Below are 17,464 nucleotides of genomic sequence, written 5' to 3' on the forward strand. Positions count from 1 at the left end.
TCAGAGGATCATTGCCCCCGCCCGTCCAGACTCGACCACGAACTGTTTGAGCGTCGACACTGTCGCCCGCGGATCGGCCCGTTCGGAAATCGCCCGGAAGCTGGTGGTCATCCTTCCCGGCTCCAACTCGACCGACACATACCCATGCTGGCGGCTGTCGAAAAACCGTACATGGGGATTGAACGGCAGCACCGCGTTGAACAGCTCGAACGGCGGCCCGTCGGAGGTCACCGACGTGCCGATGAACTCGGTGGCGACGATCTTCGAATCCGGATTCTCGCCGTCGAGATGCAGGTCGGTGGTCCAGAACGAGTGGATATCGCCACCCCAGAACACCGGGTTGTTCACCTTCGTGCGTTCGATGGATTGCAGCACCCGGTCACGGGTGGCGGCGTAACCGTCCCAACCATCGGTCCAGTGCCCCAGTTCCTGGGTGGCCGGGTTGCGCTGCAGGATCGGGGCGACCAGCAGATCCTGGGCGATCACGTTCCAGCGTGCCGTCGAGCGGGCGAAGCCCTGGTCCAGCCAGGCTTCCTGTTCCCAACCGAGCATGGTGCGTTTCGGGTCGCGCAGGTCGACGCAGTCGGGCGCGGCGACATGCCCCTGGCGGCTGCGGCTGGGTGGGATGCACGGTTGCTCGGAGCGGTACTGGCGACCGTCGAGAATGTGGAACTGCGCCAGTTGACCATAGTCGAGCCGGCGGTAGATGCGCATGCCCGGGCCCCGGGGCAGGCTGCTGGCACGTAGCGGCATGTGTTCGTAGAACGCCTGGTAGGCCGCCGCCCTCTGCCTGAGGAATGCCTGTGGTGGGATGTTCGGGTCCTGCGACCACTGGTTGGCGTAGTCGTTTTGTACCTCGTGGTCGTCCCAGGTCGCCGCGCAGGGCGCGCAGGCATGCAGCACCTGCAGGTCCGGGTCGGTCCGGTACAGTGCGTAGCGGTTGCGGTAGTCCACCAGGGTCCTGGCGTTGCCGGCACCGTGAGAGCGGATGACCTTTCCGGGATCGGTATAGGAACTGTCGTAAATGTAATCGCCGAGGAAAAACACCAGGTCCGGTTGTTCGGCGGCGAGGTGGCGGTAGGCGCTGAAGTACCCGCGCTCCCAGTGGGAACAGGAGACGAAGCCCAGCCGCGCCGAGGTCAGCGCCTGCAGCGCCGGTGCTGTGCGCGACTGGCCTACCGGGCTCTGGGCGCCGAGGCTTTCGAACTGATACCAGTAGGGGCGGCCAGACTCCAATCCGGCGACCTCGACATGCACCGAATGGGCGAAGCGGCTGTCGGCCATCACCTCGCCGCGCCGGACGACCTGGCGCATGGCGGCGTCCGTCGCCACCTGCCAGCGCACCGGCACCGGCCGTTCCAGGCCGCCACGGCCGTCGACGGCATTGAACCGCGGGGCCAACCGCGTCCAGATGACGAAGCCGTCGGGCAATGGGTCGCCCGAGGCAACACCGAGGGTGAAGGGATAGTCGACCCCGGCACTGCGGGCGAACGGGCTGAGGATCGACAGCGCCGCTGCGCCGGCGATGCCGCCGAGCAGGCGCCGGCGGTCCAGGTCGATCGGCCCTGTGTCCTGTTGTTGCACAACACTATCGCTCATGAAAAAAACTCGCGGGTTCAGTCAAAGGGGTTGCCAATGGTCACGCAGGAGTCCGTGCCGAAGCATATGGTTATGTACCGTTTCAAACGGCGGTCACCGTTATCCCGGAGGCACCGGACGAGGTTGTCCGAGGCAGGTATCGGGGAGTCCATTTGAGAAAAGTTTTCAAGAGTGCCCCTCCCGGGTTTCAGTTTCATTACGCGTCGAAAATGCTCTGTAATGGTTTGTAGTGGCCGTTCTAGAGCCTTCAAAACGTAAATTAAAGTTAACCGATCGGTCATTTTTCGTTGCTAGCTTGGCGCCCCTAATCAACAAGGGGCCGCCGAATGAGAACCTGGGACGAACCTAAAAAGCGCAAGGCGCACATCGAACTGATCCCGATGATCGACGTGATGATGTTCCTGCTGGTGTTCTTTGTGCTGGTCAGCCTGAACGTGATTCCGGCGCTTGGCATGAAGACCCAACTGCCGAGTGCCAGCAGTTCGCAGCAGCTCAAGCCGCAGAACAAATTCATCCTCACCCTGGGCGCGGACGGCCAGTTGCAACTGGACGGCAAGGACATGACCGTCGAGGCCCTGGTGCCGGCTCTCAAGGCCGCCGAGAAGCCCGACAGCAAGTCGACGATCATCGTCAACAGCGACAAGGGCGTGGAAGTCGCCCGCCTGGTGGAAGTCATGGACACCTTGCGTCTGGGTGGCTTCACGTCCGTCTCCATTGCCACGCGCAAGTCCTGATCATGTACATCCTGTTTCGTGCACGTCAGCTGCTGGGCAGTGTCCCGGCCCTGATCGCCCTGGCGCTGGTGATCCTGGGGATCGCGTCGCAGCCGTTGAAGGTCCAGCCGGTCTACGACGAGTCGGCGGTGGAACTGGCCCTGGTCGAGCCTGAGCCGCAAGGGGTTCCCGAGCCGGTGGTGGAAGAACCGCCACCGCCGCCGGTGATCGAGGACGAGGAGGCCGAACCCGCGCCTCCTCCGCCGCCGCCAAAGCCGCAACCCAAACCGTTGCCCAAGCTGGAACCCAAGCCCAGGCCAACGCCGAAACCGGTGGCCAAGCCGACGCCGACTCCGGTGCCGGCCAAACCGGTGGAAACCAAGCCGGCTGCCGAACCGGTCATCGCCAAGACCCCGACGCCGCCGGCTCCGCCCGCGCCGCCGAAGGTCGACAGCCAGGCCCTGGAAAGCGGCTACCTCAAGGGCCTGCGCAACGAGTTGGACACCTTCAAGCAGTACCCCACCGGACGCCAGGCCTCCCTCGAACGCCCCAGCGGCGACGTGGTGGTCTGGTTGCTGGTGGACCGGCAGGGCCGCGTTCTCGACTCGGGGATCCAGACCCCGGCCGCGAGCATGCTGCTCAACCGGGCCGCGACCAACAGCCTGCACCGCATCAGGCAGGTCAAGCCTTTCCCCGAGCAAGCCTTTGGCGGACGCAACGAGCAACGCTTCACCGCCACTTTCAATTACAGCGTGCAGTAGGCACCTATAACCAGGAATAGAGTGATGAGGTTTACAAGGATTCATCTGGCACTCGTTGCCGCGAGCATGGGCCACGGCATGGCCATGGCCGACACCACCGCCAGCGACGTCGGCGTGATCGGCGTGCAGGGCAAGGCGACCGCGGGCGGCGGTTACATGGTCCAGGAGGACAGCATCAAGGGGCGCTCCACCGTGACCAAGGAGGCGCTGGACAAGCAGACCGCCACCGGCAACGCCATCGACAAGCTCAAGTACACCCCGGGCCTGAACATCTCCAGTGAAGACGCCACCGGCCTGGGCAGCTTCCGCTTCACCATGCGCGGCCTCAACTCCGACCAGGTCGGCATGTCCATCGATGGCATGCCGATCAACGACTCCGGCAACTACGCGTTGTACGCCAACCTGCTGGGCGACCCGGAGAACATCGAACAGATCTTCGTCACCCAGGGCTCTTCCGAGGCCGACGGCCCGCACATCGGTTCCAGCGGCGGCAACATCGGCGTGGTGACCATTCGCCCGACCAAGGAAACCGGCGCCTTCGTCAAGCAGGTGGTCGGCAGCCATGCCACCACCAAGACCTTCGCCCGCCTGAACACCGGTGAAATCAACGGCCTGAGCAACTGGCTGTCGGTCTCCCACACCGAAGGCCAGAAGTGGCGCGGCGCAGGTGCCGAGCGTGCCGACAAGGTCGAGTGGAACAGCTTCTTCGACATGGGCGGCGGCAACACCGCGAACCTGATCCTCAAGTACCATGAGCAGGAAAACACCAGCTACAGCCAGCTGACCAAGGCGCAGTTCCAGAAGTACGGACGCAGCTACGACCCGTATCCGCAGACGCCGGCCTTGGGCAGCAACGGCAAGATCAACAGCTACTACGGCCTGGCACTGAACCCGTTCCAGACCTTCACCGGCGTGCTCAACACCCAGTTCAAGCTGGCCGACAATCTCTCGCTGTCGGTGATTCCGTACTACTACTGGGGTAACGGCAGTGGTGTCGGCAGTTCGGCCTATGCCCTCAACAGCGGTTCGAACGCCGGTGGCGTGTTCGACCTGAGCAACCTGCCCACTGGCGCCCAGTACAACGCTGACGGTACACCGAACAATGGCGTGTACTACCGGCCGTCGCGGACCCAGACCTGGCGTCCGGGCATCACCACCAAGCTGAACTGGGACCTGGGCGACCACAGTCTGCAGTTCGGCTACTGGTACGAGCGCGCCCGCCAGAGCCAGACCCAGCCGTTCATCCGCATCAAGTCCAACGGCAAGCCGGAGAGCATCTGGCCGGATTCCGACTACGTGGTCGATGCCAACGGCAACACCGTGCAGGGGCGCGACCGCTTCACCGTGACCCCGGCACAGAAGGTCTGGGCCCAGGACACCTGGTACTTCACCCCGGACTGGACCCTGGTCGCCGGCCTGGCCTACATGAACGTCAAGCGGGACGGCACCAACCATGGCAGCCTCACCGAGCAACCGGAAAAGCGCAACCAGACCTATACCAAGCTGCTGCCCAACGCCGGCCTGAAATATCAGCTCGATGAGTACGACCAGTTGTTCTACAGCCTGTCGCGCAACATGCGCGTACCGCAGAACTACGTGCTGTACGACAAGGGCGCCGGCTCCATCGACGCCAAGCCGGAAACCAGCTGGAACCACGAACTGGGCTGGCGCTACACCAAGGACGACATGACCGTCGCCGCGACCCTGTTCTACATGCAGTTCGAGAACCGCCAGGTGTCGTCCAAGGACATCAACGGCGACTTCGCCGACATCAACGCCGGCAACGTCGACAACAAGGGCCTGGAACTGGAGTGGAGCGGCCTGCTGCCCCATCACTTCAACTTCTACACCTCGTACACCTACACCCGGGCCGAGCAGAAGGACGATCTGACCGTCTACAACGCCGGCAAGGCGATCCTGCTGCCGACCGCTGGCAAGCAGTTCGCCAACGTGCCGAAGAACATGCTGGCGGCCAACATCGGTTACGACGACGGCCTGTTCTACGGCACCTTCGGGGGCAAGTACACCAGCAAGCTGTATGGCGACCTGACCAACGACGAGGCGATCTCCGGGCGCACCGTGTTCAACCTCGGCGCCGGTATCTACCTGCCGGTGGACAAGAAGGTGGTCAAGGACGCGACCCTGCGCCTGAACGTCGACAACCTGTTCGACAAGAAGTACCTGGACGGCGTGTACACCACCAAGACCAACTCGGCGACCTACGGCGGTTTCCGCGATGGCGACCCGGCCTACATCGTCGGCCTGGACCGCACCGTGACCGTCTCGCTGGAGGCGAATTTCTGATGTCTGTCCCATCCGCTACAGAGGTAACCCGCCAATGGACATGAACACGCTTCACGAGATCACGTTCTATGTGATGTACGCCGCCCTGGCGATCGCGATCTTCATCGCCATCGAGCGCGCCATCTACTTCGCCTATGTCCGCCGCCAGGCCCGCGGGCTGATGGAGGCCCTGGGCTCCCATGTGCACAGCGAGAAGGACCTGCCGCCGGAACTGACCCGCCGCGACAGCCTGCCGCTGGACATGGCCAGCGCCGTGCTGGCGCAGAAGGCCAGCCACGGTACGCGCAAGGACCTGGACGATGTGATCGACACCCAGTATCTGGCCAGCCGCGCACCGCTGGCCCGCAGCCTGTGGATCATCGAGACCATCACCACGGCGGCGCCGCTGCTGGGGCTGCTGGGCACGATCCTCGGCATCATCGATACCTTCAAGGCGCTGGCCAGTGCCGGCGTGTCCGACCCGGGGCAGATCTCCGGGGGCATCGGCACGGCACTGTTCGCCACCGGGCTGGGGATCGCCATCGCGCTGTTCTGCGTGGTGTTCCACAACTTCTTCCAGGACAGCCTGGAGCGCCTCAACGACCAGCTCAAGATGCTGCTGATCCGCGCGGCGACCGGTGCCCGTGTGCAGGATGAAGTGCCGCAGCGGGCCAGCAGCCCTGCGCAGCTGCAAAGGGCTTGAGCCCCCGGCATCCGGTGTCGATCGTTCCCGCGCTCCCGCGTGGGAACGCCTGCCCGGATGCCTCGCGTGCGCTTCTGCCGGCCAGGTATCGAATGACTGGCGGCTGCAGTCCTCAGGCACGCTGCGTCAGATCTTCCTGTACGAGGCCATCATGTCACTCACTCAGAATTATCCCATGACGCGCCTGCGCGTCGCCTTGGCCGCCACGCTCGGCCTGTTGCTCAGTCCGCTGGTCCAGGCGGATTTCTCCATTCCCGGTATCGAGCTGGTGCACACCGTGCCCTTGGCCACCGAACTCGCCAGCCCCGACCTGCGCCAGCCTGGCCCGGTATGGATCGAGTTGTTCGACGGTGCCAAAAGCCGCATCGATATCGGCCAGTTCTATGCCGCCGACCACCCCGGCTCGGTGATGGACAAGGTCATCGAAAGCCTCGAGGCCGCCGGCAAGCGCGGAGTGAAGATCCGTTTCCTGCTGGAAGAGAAGGGCCTCAGGCTCTCCGATCAGGCCACCCTGGAGCGGCTGCGCAAGATCCCCCACCTGACCTTCCGTGTGCTGCCCTATGCCCACGTGGGCGGCGGCATCATCCACGCCAAATACATGGTGGTGGATGGCAGGCAGGCTTTCGTCGGCAGCCAGAATTTCGACTGGCGCTCGCTGGAGCACATTCATGAAACCGGCCTGCGTATTACTGATGAAACCCTCGTCGGCCAGGTTCAGGCGATCTTCGACCAGGACTGGAATGCCCAGGCCGCTCTGAGCGAGAAAAAACCGGTGCCGTTGCCCAAGGCCGGCAAGGAGCCGGCGCGCAGCGGCAATTACCTGGTCGCCAGCCCGCAGCGCTACAACCCGCCGGGTGTCGGCGATTCACAACAGGAACTGCCGCGCCTGCTGGCCGAGGCCCAGCATGAGGTACGGGTGCAACTGCTCGACTATGCGCCGCTGTCCTACGGGCCGGACAAGACCCGCCCGTACTATCCAGTGATCGATAACGCGCTGCGCGCTGCGGCGGCCCGGGGTGTTGCGATCAAGCTGATGGTCTCCGACTGGAACACCGGCGCGCCGGAAGTCGCCTACCTCAAGAGCCTGGCGGTACTGCCCAACGTCCAGGTCAAGATCGTGACCTTGCCCCAGGCCCCGCAGGGCTTCATTCCCTACGCGCGGGTTATCCACAGCAAGACCCTGGAGATCGACGGGCAGGTGGCCTGGGTCGGCACCAGCAACTGGCTGGGCGGCTACCTCGACAACTCGCGCAACCTCGAAGTGGTGATGCACGACAAGGCGATGGCCGAGCGCATCGGCGCCTTGCACGAGCAGTTGTGGGATGGGCCCTACGCTTGGCCGCTGGACGTGGCGCGGGATTATCCACCGCCGCATCCGGGGACGCCTTGAGTGCTGTTGTGGCGGCTATCACAGGCTGCGCTGCCGGCTGGGCACGATCAAAAAAGGGGACCGTGTGGTCCCCTTGTTCTTCAGGCAGATGATCAGGCCGTGCGCGGCGAGCCCTTCGCCACCCGCAGGCGGTACAGCCCGTAGATGAACAGTACCCACACCGGCATCACGTAGACCGACACGGCGATGCCCGGGATCATCAGCATCACGCCGAGGATCAGCGCGACGAAGGCCAGGCACAGGTAGTTGCTCAGCGGCGTCCAGAACGCCTTGAAGCCAGGCACCACGCCCTGTTGCTCCATGGCCTTGCGGAATTTCAGGTGGGTCAGGCTGATCACGATCCAGTTGATGATCAGCGACGCGACCACCAGCGCCATCAGCAGCTCCAGCGCTTCATGGGGAGCGACGTAGTTGACCACCACGCAGAGCAGGGTGACCAGCGCCGAGACACCGATAGCACGAACCGGCACGCCCTGCTTGTTCAGCTTCAGCAGCGACTTCGGCGCATCGCCTTGCTCGGCCAGGCCGAACAGCATGCGGCTGTTGCAGTACACGCCGCTGTTGTACACCGACAGGGCGGCGGTCAGGACCACCACGTTGAGGATCTGCGCCGCGGTATCGCTGCCGATCAGGGCGAAGATCTGCACGAACGGGCTGCCGCTGTAGGCGTCGCCGGAAGCGCCGAGGGTGACCAGCAGTTGATCCCACGGATACAGCGACAGCAGTACGGTCAGTGCGCCGACGTAGAAGATCAGGATGCGCAAGACCACCTGGTTGATCGCCTTGGGGATCACCTTGCGCGGCTCGCTGGCCTCGGCGGCGGTGATGCCCACCAACTCCAGGCCACCGAAGGAGAACATGATGAAACACAGCGCCATCAGCAGGCCGCTGACGCCGTTGGGGAAGAAACCGCCATGGCTCCACAGGTTGCTGACCGTGGCCTGCGGGCCGCCGGCACCGCTGACCAGCAGGTAGCCGCCAAGGGCGATCATGCCGACGATGGCCACCACCTTGATGATCGCGAACCAGAACTCGGCTTCACCGAAGGTCTTCACGTTGGTCAGATTGATCAGGTTGACCAGCACGAAGAACACTGCCGCGCTGACCCAGGACGGGATTTCGGGCCACCAGAACTGCACGTACTTGCCCACTGCGGTGAGTTCGGCCATGCCCACCAGCACGTAGAGCACCCAGTAGTTCCAGCCACAGAGAAAGCCCGCGTAACCGCCCCAGTACTTGTGGGCGAAGTGGCTGAAGGAGCCGGCGACCGGTTCCTCGACGATCATCTCGCCCAGCTGGCGCATGATCAGGAAAGCGATGAAACCGCAGATCGCGTAGCCCAGGATCATTGCCGGGCCCGCCGACTTGAGCACCCCGGCGGAGCCGAGGAACAGCCCGGTACCAATCGCCCCACCCAGGGAAATCAGCTGGATATGGCGGTTTTTCAGGCCGCGCTTGAGCAAACCCGGTGTCAGGTTTTCACCCGTCATTGCTTCACCTTCTCTAGTTTTTCTTCTCAGCGGGGCCCTGAGTGGATCAGGTCTGCAACCGGTACTGAGTGCTCGACATAAGCGGCGTGGATATTAAATCCCGAAGATGGGGGGCTCAAGTATTACGCGGGTTCGAGGGCAAATTAGGCACTGATTCGGAGGTTTCCGACAGCCAAAGGGTACAGATGCTGAAAGTATTGACGATATTGGCTGCCGTATCCGGTAAATGCTGCAGGGATTGCCATGTGATTGGCTTTCTCCTGGTGGGAGTGCCTGCGCCGTCGTTGTCGTGTTTTTGCTTGATCGAATGGGGCGCTGATATATAGTTCTGTTGAATTCGGCATAAACATGCATAGTCAGGCGAAATCATGCAAAACCACCATTCCTCCTCCGAATTGCCCCCTGTGCGGCGGCAGAAGATCCTGCTGTTGCTGGAGCGCGACGGCAAGGTCATGGCTTCGGACTTGAGCCAGCATTTCGCGGTGTCGGAAGACACCATCCGCCGGGACTTGGCCGAACTGTCCCAGGCCGGCCTGTTGCAACGGGTGCATGGCGGTGCCTTGCCCCGGCCCAAGGACACCGGCAAGGACTACTTCACCCGTATCGCCGAGACCAACGAGGTGAAACGGCATCTGGCCCAATTGGCGGTGCGCCGGATCGAGGAGGGGCAGATCGTCCTGTTCGATTCCGGCAGTACCACCTTGCAGATCGCCCAGTCATTGCCGGCGGGCCTGTCCATCACCGCCGTCACCTGTTCGCCGATGATTGCCATGACCCTGGCCGAGCATCAGGGCGTCACGGTGATTCTTGCCGGTGGCACGCTGAACCCCGCCACCATGGCGGTCGACGGCCATGAGGCGGTGCGGCTGATCCAGGGGATCAAGGCGGACCTGCTGTTTACCGGCGTCTGCGCGATTCATCCACAAGTCGGCATCAGCTGTGCGCGCTACGAGGAACTGGCGGTGAAGCAGGCGCTGCTCGACAGCGCCTCCCATGTGGTGGCCGTCACCACGGCGGACAAGCTCGGTGCGGTGGAGCCTTTTGTAGTGGGACCTTGTGCGCGGTTGCAGACGATGATTACCGAGCAGCATCTGATGGACGATGTCGAGGCCTATCGACGGTTGGGGATCGAGGTGGTGCAGGCGCAGATCTGAGTGCTCGTCGTTTCAGCGCTCGATTTTCGTCTCCGGCAAGGTATGCTGGCGGCTTCTCACCCGCTTTGCATTCCGATGTTCCTGCGAGTCGACGGCGTTCCATGATGACCCACCTTGCCCTGTTCCTCTGCACCCTCGTCGCGATGGAAGGTGTCGGCTACCTGGCGCACCGGTACGTCATGCACGGCTGGGGCTGGTTCCTGCACCGCTCGCACCATGAGGAACACCTGGGGGCTTTCGAGACCAACGATATCTATCTGCTGGTGTTGGCGGCGGTGGCTGTGAGCCTGATCGTGGCGGGGAACAGCGGGCATGATCCCTTGCAGTGGATCGGTGCCGGTGTGGCAGCCTTCGGGATCATCTATGTGGTGGTGCATGACGGCATCGTGCATCGCTACTGGCCGTTTCGGCCGCGACCACGCAATCGTTACCTCAAGCGCCTGTATCAGGCGCACCTGCTGCATCATGCGGTGAAGGGGCGTGAGAACAGTGTGTCGTTCGGCTTTCTTTATGCGCCGCCGTTGCGAACGCTGAAACGGCAGTTGCGCGAGTCGCGACAGGCCGCGCGCATTCGTCTCGATCATGCCGCCAGCGATGAGGCCCGCCGCGTCCAGGCTGCTAGCCCGTTGCAGGCTGATGCCGAGATGTAATCTTGTGGAATGCCCCCTGGCCTGCTCTCACAGGCCAGGGGGCCAGTGCCTTCCTAGGCCTCCCAACCCGCCCCACTGACCGCTGCCCGCGCCAGCGGATGCAGCTCAGCACCCGGGTGCTCGATCTGCCAGGCCAGCAATTCCTTGCGCATGCCGGGTGTCCAGAACATCTGCAGGTGATTGCGCACGCCGAGCACGGCCTGTTGCGGATCCGGTTCGCTGGAGAAGTACTGGGCGATCTGGTTGGCCATCTTGATCAGGTTGTCGGTGCTCATCGGCGGACCTCCGCTCGGGTTCCGGTTTCGCGTGCCTGGCGGCGTTCCTCCAGCAGGCGCTGCTGCTCGTCGCTGAACGCCTGGTAGCGTTTCTGCCATTCCGAAGGCTGGTAGACGCGGCTGACCTCGACGGCAGTGACCTTGTATTCCGGGCAGTTGGTGGCCCAGTCGGAGTTGTCGGTGGTGATGACGTTGGCCCCCGACTCCGGGAAGTGGAAGGTGGTGTACACCACCCCCGGGGCAACCCGCTCGGTCACCCGTGCCCGCAGCACGGTCTGGCCTGCACGACTGCCGATGCCGACCCAGTCGCCTTCGCTGATGCCCCGGCTCTCGGCATCGGTGGGGTGGATTTCCAGGCGGTCCTCATCATGCCAGGCGACGTTTTCGGTGCGCCGGGTCTGGGCGCCGACGTTGTATTGGCTGAGGATGCGGCCGGTGGTCAGCAGCAGCGGGTAGCGGCTGTTGACCTTTTCCTCGGTGGGCACGTAGCCGGTGATCATGAAGCGCCCCTTGCCACGCACGAATTCTTCGATGTGCATGGTCGGTGTGCCGTTCGGTGCCGCGTCGTTGCACGGCCATTGCAGGCTGCCGTGGCGTTCCAGGGCCGCATAGCTGACGTGAGTGAAGGTCGGCGTCAGGCTGGCGATTTCATCCATGATCTGCGACGGGTGCTGATAGTTCATCGGGTAACCCAGGGCGTTGGCCAGGGCCACGGTGCCTTCCCAGTCGGCCTTGCCTCCCAGCGGTTCCATGACCTTGCGCACCCGCGAGATGCGGCGCTCGGCGTTGGTGAAGGTGCCGTCCTTTTCCAGGAACGAACTGCCCGGCAGGAACACGTGGGCGAACTTGGCGGTTTCGTTGAGGAAGATGTCCTGCACCACCACGCATTCCATGGCCGACAGCGCTGCGGTGACGTGCTGGGTATTCGGGTCGCTCTGGGCGATGTCCTCGCCTTGGCAGTACAGGCCCTTGAAGTGGCCGGCCAGGGCGGACTCGAACATGTTGGGGATGCGCAGGCCCGGATCGGGTTGCAAGGTGACGTTCCAGGCCTGTTCGAACTGGCTGCGCACCGCTGCGTTGGAGATATGCCGGTAACCGGGCAGCTCATGGGGGAAGGAGCCCATGTCGCAGGAACCCTGCACGTTGTTCTGCCCGCGCAGCGGGTTCACGCCGACGCCCTCGCGGCCGATATTGCCGGTGGCCATGGCCAGGTTGGCGATGCCCATGACCGAGGTGCTGCCCTGGCTGTGTTCGGTCACGCCCAGGCCGTAGTAGATGGCCGCGTTGTCGGCGTTGGCGTAGAGGCGGGCGGCGGCGCGGATGTCGTCGGCAGCTACGCCGCAGATGACCCCGAGCACGTCCGGCGAGTTTTCCGCGCGGCTGACGAACTCTTTCCAGCGGGTGAAATCAGCGCCTTCGCAACGGGCGTCGATGAAGTCCTGGTCGAGCAGGCCCTCGGTGACGATGACATGGGCCAGCGCGTTGAGCATGGCGACGTTGGTGCCCGGGCGCAGGGCCAGGTGCAGTTCGGCACGCGCATGTACGGAGTCCACCAGATCGATACGCCGGGGATCGATGACGATCAGCCGGGCACCCTGGCGCAGGCTGCGCTTGAGCTGGGAGGCGAAGACCGGGTGGGCGTCGCTGGGGTTGGCTCCCATCACGAGGATGACGTCGGCCTGCATCACCGAGTCGAAGCTCTGGGTCCCCGCCGACTCGCCCAGGGTCTGCTTCAGACCATAACCGGTGGGCGAATGGCAGACGCGTGCGCAGGTGTCGACGTTATTGTTGCCGAAGGCGGCCCGTACCAGTTTCTGCACCAGGTAGGTTTCTTCGTTGGTGCAGCGGCTGGAGGTGATGCCGCCGATGGCGTCGCGACCATATTTGTGTTGCAGGCGGCGGAACTCGCTGGCGGCGTAGGTGACCGCCTCATCCCAGCTGACCTCCTGCCAGGGGTCGTCGATGTGCTTGCGGATCATCGGTTTGGTGATGCGATCCGGGTGGGTGGCGTAGCCCCAGGCAAAGCGTCCCTTGACACAAGAGTGGCCGTGGTTGGCCTGGCCGTTCTTGTCGGGAACCATGCGTACCAGTTGGTCGCCCTTCATCTCGGCGCGGAACGAGCAGCCGACGCCGCAGTAGGCGCAGGTGGTGATGACGGCATGCTCGGGCTGGCCCAGTTCGACCACGCTTTTTTCCATCAGGGTCGCAGTGGGGCAGGCCTGCACGCAGGCGCCGCAGGACACGCATTCCGAGTCGAGGAAATTTTCGCCGCCGGCGGCGGCGACCCGCGATTCGAAGCCGCGCCCGGTGATGGTCAGGGCGAAGGTACCCTGGGTTTCTTCACAGGCGCGTACACAACGGTTGCAGACGATGCACTTGCTCGGGTCGTAGTCGAAATAGGGGTTGGAGGTGTCCTTCGTGTCGGCCAGGTGATTGTCGCCTTCATAGCCGTAGCGCACTTCCCGCAGGCCGACCTGGCCGGCGACGGTCTGCAGTTCGCAGTTGCCATTGGCCGAGCAGGTCAGGCAGTCCAGTGGGTGGTCGGAGATGTACAGTTCCATGACGTTGCGGCGCAGTGTCGCGAGTTTCGGCGTCTGGGTATGGACCACCATGCCCTCGCTGACGGGCGTCGTGCAGGACGCCGGGTAGCCGCGCATGCCGTCGATCTCCACCAGGCACAGGCGGCAGGAGCCGAAGGGTTCCAGGCTGTCGGTGGCACACAGCTTGGGAATGCTGGTGCCGAGCATGGCTGCCGCGCGCATCACCGAGGTGCCTTCGGGCACGCTGATGCTCTGGCCGTCGATGTTCAGGGTGACCTGCACCTGGCTGTCGCGGGCCGGGGTGCCCAGGTCCATATCGGTTTTCGGGTCGAAGAGAGTGATCATTGATCGGCCTCCGAGGGCTGCAGACCGAAGTCGGCGGGGAAATACTTGAGGGCGCTGGCCACCGGATAGGAGGTCATGCCGCCCAATGCGCACAGCGAACCGTATTGCAGGGTGTCGCACAGGTCCTTGAGGATGATCGCCTGTTCATCGCGGCCTCCCTGGTCGGGGGCTGCCAGCAGCCGATCGATCACTTCCACGCCGCGCGTCGAGCCGATGCGGCAGGGTGTGCACTTGCCACAGGATTCCTCGGCGCAGAATTGCAGGGCGAAGCGCGCCATGCGGGCCATGTCCAGGCTGTCGTCCGCCACCACCACACCACCGTGACCGAGCATTGCGCCGATGGCGGCGAAGGCTTCGTAGTCCAGCGGTGTATCGAACTGCTCCGGGGGGACCCAGGCGCCAAGGGGGCCGCCTACCTGGGCCGCCTTCAGTGGCCGGCCACTGGCGGTACCGCCACCGTAGCCTTCCACCAATTCGCGCAGCGTCAGGCCAAAGGCCCGCTCGACCAGGCCGCCATGACGGACATTGCCGGCCAGTTGGAAAGGCAGGGTGCCCAGGGAACGACCCATGCCGTAGTCGCGGTAGAACTGTGCGCCCTTGGCCAGAATCAGCGGGACCGACGCCAGGGTGAGTACGTTGTGCACCAGCGTCGGCTGGCCGAACAGTCCGCGCAGCGCCGGGATGGGAGGCTTGGCGCGGACGATGCCGCGCTTGCCTTCGAGGGAGTCGAGCAGGGCGGTTTCCTCGCCGCAGATGTAGGCGCCGGCGCCGACCCGGACCTCGAGGTCGAAGGCCTGGCCGCTACCCAGTACATCGGCACCGAGGTAGCCGGCCTCGCGGGCGATGTCCAGCGCCTGGCGCAGTGTCGACACCGCCTGTGGATATTCCGAGCGGACATAGAGGTAGCCCTGGCTGGCACCGACCGCGAGGCCGGCGATGGTCATGCCCTCGATCAACAGGAAGGGGTCGCCTTCCATCAGCATGCGGTCGGCGAAGGTACCGGAGTCGCCTTCGTCGGCGTTGCACACCACGTACTTCTGCGTCGCCTGGGCAGCGCGGACCGTGCGCCATTTGATCCCGGCGGGGAAGGCTGCGCCACCGCGGCCGCGCAGGCCTGAATCGAACACGGCGGTAGCGGTCTGTTCACCGCCGATGGCGATGGCCCGGGCCAGCCCTTCGAAGCCACCGTGGGCCCGGTAGTCTTCCACCGACAGAGGACGGGTGATACCGGCGCGGGCGAACAGCAGGCGCTGCTGGCTTTTCAGATAAGGCAATTCTTCCACCAGCCCGAGGGCCAGGGGGTGGGCCGACGGTTCGCCCTGTAGTGCGTCGAGCAGTGAGGGGACATCGGCGGCGGTCACGGGGCCGAAGCCGAGGCGGCCCTGCGGGCTGTCGATTTCCAGCAGCGGCTCCAGCCAGTAAAGGCCGCGCGAGCTGGTGCGCTGCAGATCCAACTGCAGATTGCCTGCACTGGCCCGGGCCGTGATGGCTGCGGCGGTTTCATCGGCGCCGACGGCGCGGGCCAGGGAGTCGGCGGGTAGATAGAGGTTAGGCATCATGCGTCCTCCCGGCAGCTATCGAGCAGTGCATCCAGGCGCTCGGCGTTGAGCCGTGCGTGCACCTGGCCATCGAGCTCCAGGGCCGGTGAACAGGCACAGGCGCCCAGGCAGTACACCGGACGCAGGCTGATGCGCCCGTCGGCGCTGCTGCCGTGGTCGTCCAGTTGCAGGCGCTCGCGCAGCTGTGCCGCGAGCTGTTCGGCACCACGGCTCTGGCAGGACTCCGCCCGGCACAGGCGCAGTATGTGCCGGGCCGGGGGGGAGGTACGGAAGTCATGGTAGAAGCTGATCACCCCACGGATCTCGGCCTGGCTCTGGTTCAGGGCATGAGCGATTTTGGGGATGGCGACATCGGGGATATAGCCGATGCCTTCCTGGATTTCATGAAGAATCGGCAGCAGCGCGCCCGGGGAGCCCTTGTGGCGTTCCAGCAGGCGGTTGACCAGGGGCAGGTGCAACGTCTCATCAGGCATACGGCAATCCTCACGGCTACGGACATGCCACGAGGTCGTCGGCTGTCCGAAAGTGTCGGCTGCGGCATTCACACCACGTCACGGCATCGTGGCATGTCCGGTGGCCAGGCACCCTGAGCGGGCATCTTTTTGGCCCGGTGCGGTCTTTGCCGCACCTCTTCAGGGCATAAAGTCCAGATTGCCATGGCGCCCCGGCTTTATCGGCACCAAAGCGACTTGCACGGTTCTTTCCGCGACTGCCATTGAGTATAGAAGGGGGCGTTTCAGGCGGGTGTCATGGGCACAGGGGGCGGGCAGCCCCTGCAATGGGTTGGGGCTTCGTGGCCCGGCGCCGGTATCGACCGTTGCCGGGGCGGGGATTGGCCAGGGGGCGTCAGCCGATCGAAATGGCCCACCCAGTCGTTGTCCGGATGGGCCGCGACGTGTCTCGTCAGAAGCTTCTCCAGCATTCGCTGTAGCGCTCGCACACCCCGTAACGCTGGTCCATCTGCGCCATCCGGTCCAGGTGATGCTCGATGATCTCCAGCGTCACTTGCTTGCCGGCCTCGAAGTAGTAGAGCGTCATCGACTTGTACTGTTCGAACGCGGCCTTGTTGGTCGGTTTGGCCGACTTGTCTTCCGGCTTGGCCCACTCTTCCAGCTCCGCATCCTTCAACGGGCGCAGGCGCGACAGGTACTCATCCTTGTAGCGCTGCAGGGTCAGTGCCTTGCGCTGTGCGGATTCGGCGTCGAAGGCCTGGAGGTTCTGGCGATACAGGGCCCAGTAGTCGTCCGGCAGGGTGAAACCCAGCTTGGCCTTGCGCTCGGCGATCAGGTTGTCGACCTTGGCCATCGCCAGCGGCGTCTTGCTGGCATCTTCCGGGGAGGGCAGCATGCTCGGGATCAGGCTGCTGTCGATGATCCGGTTCATCAGTTCCAGGCGGTGTGGCGTGTCCGGCAGGGCCACCGGCGGCTTGGGGAATATCGGATTGCGTCCGGCACAGGCGGGCAGGCCCTTGCCCAGGTGCAGCACAGGCGTACGTTGTTCCTTGCCGTCGATGATCCGGACCCGTTGCAGGCGGGTACGGCATTGACCCTTGCCGGAGTCGAAGGTCAGCTCGTATTCGGCATTGGCCTCGGGCTTGAAGTTGATGCCGTTGCCACAGACCGAATAGCCCTCGTGGGTGTTGACCCGCAACAGGGTTTCCTGGCCGGGCTTGAGCTTGATTTCCAGGTAGCCCCGGGCGTCCTTCGGTGGTGTGCTGAGCATGCCGGCGCGACGCTTGGTGTCGCCCATCAGCATGTTGTTGAGGATTCCGGTGGTTTGCCCGTCGCAGTGCTCGGCGTCGAAGTAGTCGAGGGTGGCGTTCGAGGTGTTGGCGACGAAACGCAGCTTCGCGGCGTCCGGTTCCGTGGCATCCGGGTAGGTGCCGTTGACACTGCAGCCGGCCAGCAGGGCTGATAGCAGCAGGGTCGTGGTGGTCAACAGGCGTGAAGGGGCGGAGGCAAGAACCGGCATTGAGCATCCCTGGCTGGCGGATTGGAAGAGG

Annotated in this window: 14 protein-coding genes; 7 read left to right on the forward strand and 7 right to left on the reverse strand. The window is 64.2% G+C overall.

The window, feature by feature from the left end; genetic code table 11:
• Positions 1–1,599, reverse strand: coding sequence for an alkaline phosphatase D family protein (locus ACMGT0_RS06435; protein WP_054061908.1), 1,599 nt, complete (start codon positions 1,597–1,599; stop codon positions 1–3).
• A 326-nt stretch (positions 1,600–1,925) separates the two neighbouring features.
• Here ACMGT0_RS06435 and ACMGT0_RS06440 point away from each other — a divergent pair, with 326 nt between their 5' ends.
• The 5 genes from ACMGT0_RS06440 (at position 1,926) to ACMGT0_RS06460 (ending at position 7,449) form a co-directional block, all read left to right on the forward strand.
• A complete protein-coding gene (locus tag ACMGT0_RS06440) occupies positions 1,926–2,333 on the forward strand; it encodes an ExbD/TolR family protein (RefSeq protein WP_054057302.1) in 408 nt (135 codons plus the stop codon).
• 2 nt (positions 2,334–2,335) lie between these two features.
• Positions 2,336–3,073 carry an energy transducer TonB family protein gene (locus ACMGT0_RS06445; RefSeq protein ID WP_416771911.1) on the forward strand — a complete coding sequence of 246 codons (738 nt, stop codon included), beginning with the start codon at positions 2,336–2,338 and terminating at the stop codon, positions 3,071–3,073.
• Positions 3,074–3,097: 24 nt separating this feature from the next.
• Positions 3,098–5,377 carry a TonB-dependent receptor gene (locus tag ACMGT0_RS06450; protein ID WP_054057300.1) on the forward strand — a complete coding sequence of 760 codons (2,280 nt, stop codon included), beginning with the start codon at positions 3,098–3,100 and terminating at the stop codon, positions 5,375–5,377.
• Positions 5,378–5,411: 34 nt separating this feature from the next.
• The gene (locus ACMGT0_RS06455) at positions 5,412–6,059 is read left to right on the forward strand and encodes a MotA/TolQ/ExbB proton channel family protein (protein WP_054057299.1); all 648 of its coding nucleotides are present in this window, start codon (positions 5,412–5,414) and stop codon (positions 6,057–6,059) included.
• Between the two features lie 175 nt (positions 6,060–6,234).
• The gene (locus tag ACMGT0_RS06460) at positions 6,235–7,449 is read left to right on the forward strand and encodes a phospholipase D-like domain-containing protein (RefSeq protein ID WP_416771914.1); all 1,215 of its coding nucleotides are present in this window, start codon (positions 6,235–6,237) and stop codon (positions 7,447–7,449) included.
• 92 nt (positions 7,450–7,541) lie between these two features.
• Here the strand turns inward: ACMGT0_RS06460 and ACMGT0_RS06465 are convergent, their stop codons facing one another.
• The gene (locus tag ACMGT0_RS06465) at positions 7,542–8,939 is read right to left on the reverse strand and encodes an amino acid permease (protein WP_054057297.1); all 1,398 of its coding nucleotides are present in this window, start codon (positions 8,937–8,939) and stop codon (positions 7,542–7,544) included.
• A gap of 368 nt (positions 8,940–9,307) precedes the next feature.
• On the opposite strand from ACMGT0_RS06465, the gene ACMGT0_RS06470 reads away from it, so the two are divergent.
• Positions 9,308–10,093, forward strand: coding sequence for a DeoR/GlpR family DNA-binding transcription regulator (locus ACMGT0_RS06470; RefSeq protein WP_416771916.1), 786 nt, complete (start codon positions 9,308–9,310; stop codon positions 10,091–10,093).
• A gap of 101 nt (positions 10,094–10,194) precedes the next feature.
• A complete protein-coding gene (locus ACMGT0_RS06475; RefSeq protein ID WP_054057295.1) occupies positions 10,195–10,743 on the forward strand; it encodes a sterol desaturase family protein in 549 nt (182 codons plus the stop codon).
• Positions 10,744–10,796: 53 nt separating this feature from the next.
• Here ACMGT0_RS06475 and ACMGT0_RS06480 read toward each other — a convergent pair whose 3' ends face one another.
• From ACMGT0_RS06480 to ACMGT0_RS06500, 5 genes are all read right to left on the reverse strand, one after another.
• A complete protein-coding gene (locus ACMGT0_RS06480) occupies positions 10,797–11,018 on the reverse strand; it encodes a formate dehydrogenase subunit delta (protein ID WP_017904898.1) in 222 nt (73 codons plus the stop codon).
• Positions 11,015–13,903, reverse strand: a complete 2,889-nt coding sequence (gene fdhF, locus ACMGT0_RS06485) for a formate dehydrogenase subunit alpha (RefSeq protein WP_054061904.1) — start codon at positions 13,901–13,903, stop codon at positions 11,015–11,017. Before fdhF ends, ACMGT0_RS06480 begins: the two co-directional genes overlap by 4 nt.
• Positions 13,900–15,462 carry a formate dehydrogenase beta subunit gene (locus ACMGT0_RS06490; RefSeq protein ID WP_416771918.1) on the reverse strand — a complete coding sequence of 521 codons (1,563 nt, stop codon included), beginning with the start codon at positions 15,460–15,462 and terminating at the stop codon, positions 13,900–13,902. The genes fdhF and ACMGT0_RS06490 overlap by 4 nt, the downstream gene beginning before the upstream one ends.
• On the reverse strand, positions 15,459–15,935 hold the full coding sequence (locus tag ACMGT0_RS06495; RefSeq protein ID WP_416771919.1) for a formate dehydrogenase subunit gamma: 477 nt from the start codon (positions 15,933–15,935) through the stop codon (positions 15,459–15,461). Before ACMGT0_RS06495 ends, ACMGT0_RS06490 begins: the two co-directional genes overlap by 4 nt.
• Before the next feature lie 430 nt (positions 15,936–16,365).
• Positions 16,366–17,433 carry a hypothetical protein gene (locus ACMGT0_RS06500; protein WP_054057292.1) on the reverse strand — a complete coding sequence of 356 codons (1,068 nt, stop codon included), beginning with the start codon at positions 17,431–17,433 and terminating at the stop codon, positions 16,366–16,368.
• Positions 17,434–17,464 lie beyond the last annotated feature (31 nt).

The organism is Pseudomonas sp. RHF3.3-3 (assembly GCF_048069595.1).
Classification (GTDB): Bacteria; Pseudomonadota; Gammaproteobacteria; order Pseudomonadales; family Pseudomonadaceae; genus Aquipseudomonas; species Aquipseudomonas fuscovaginae_B.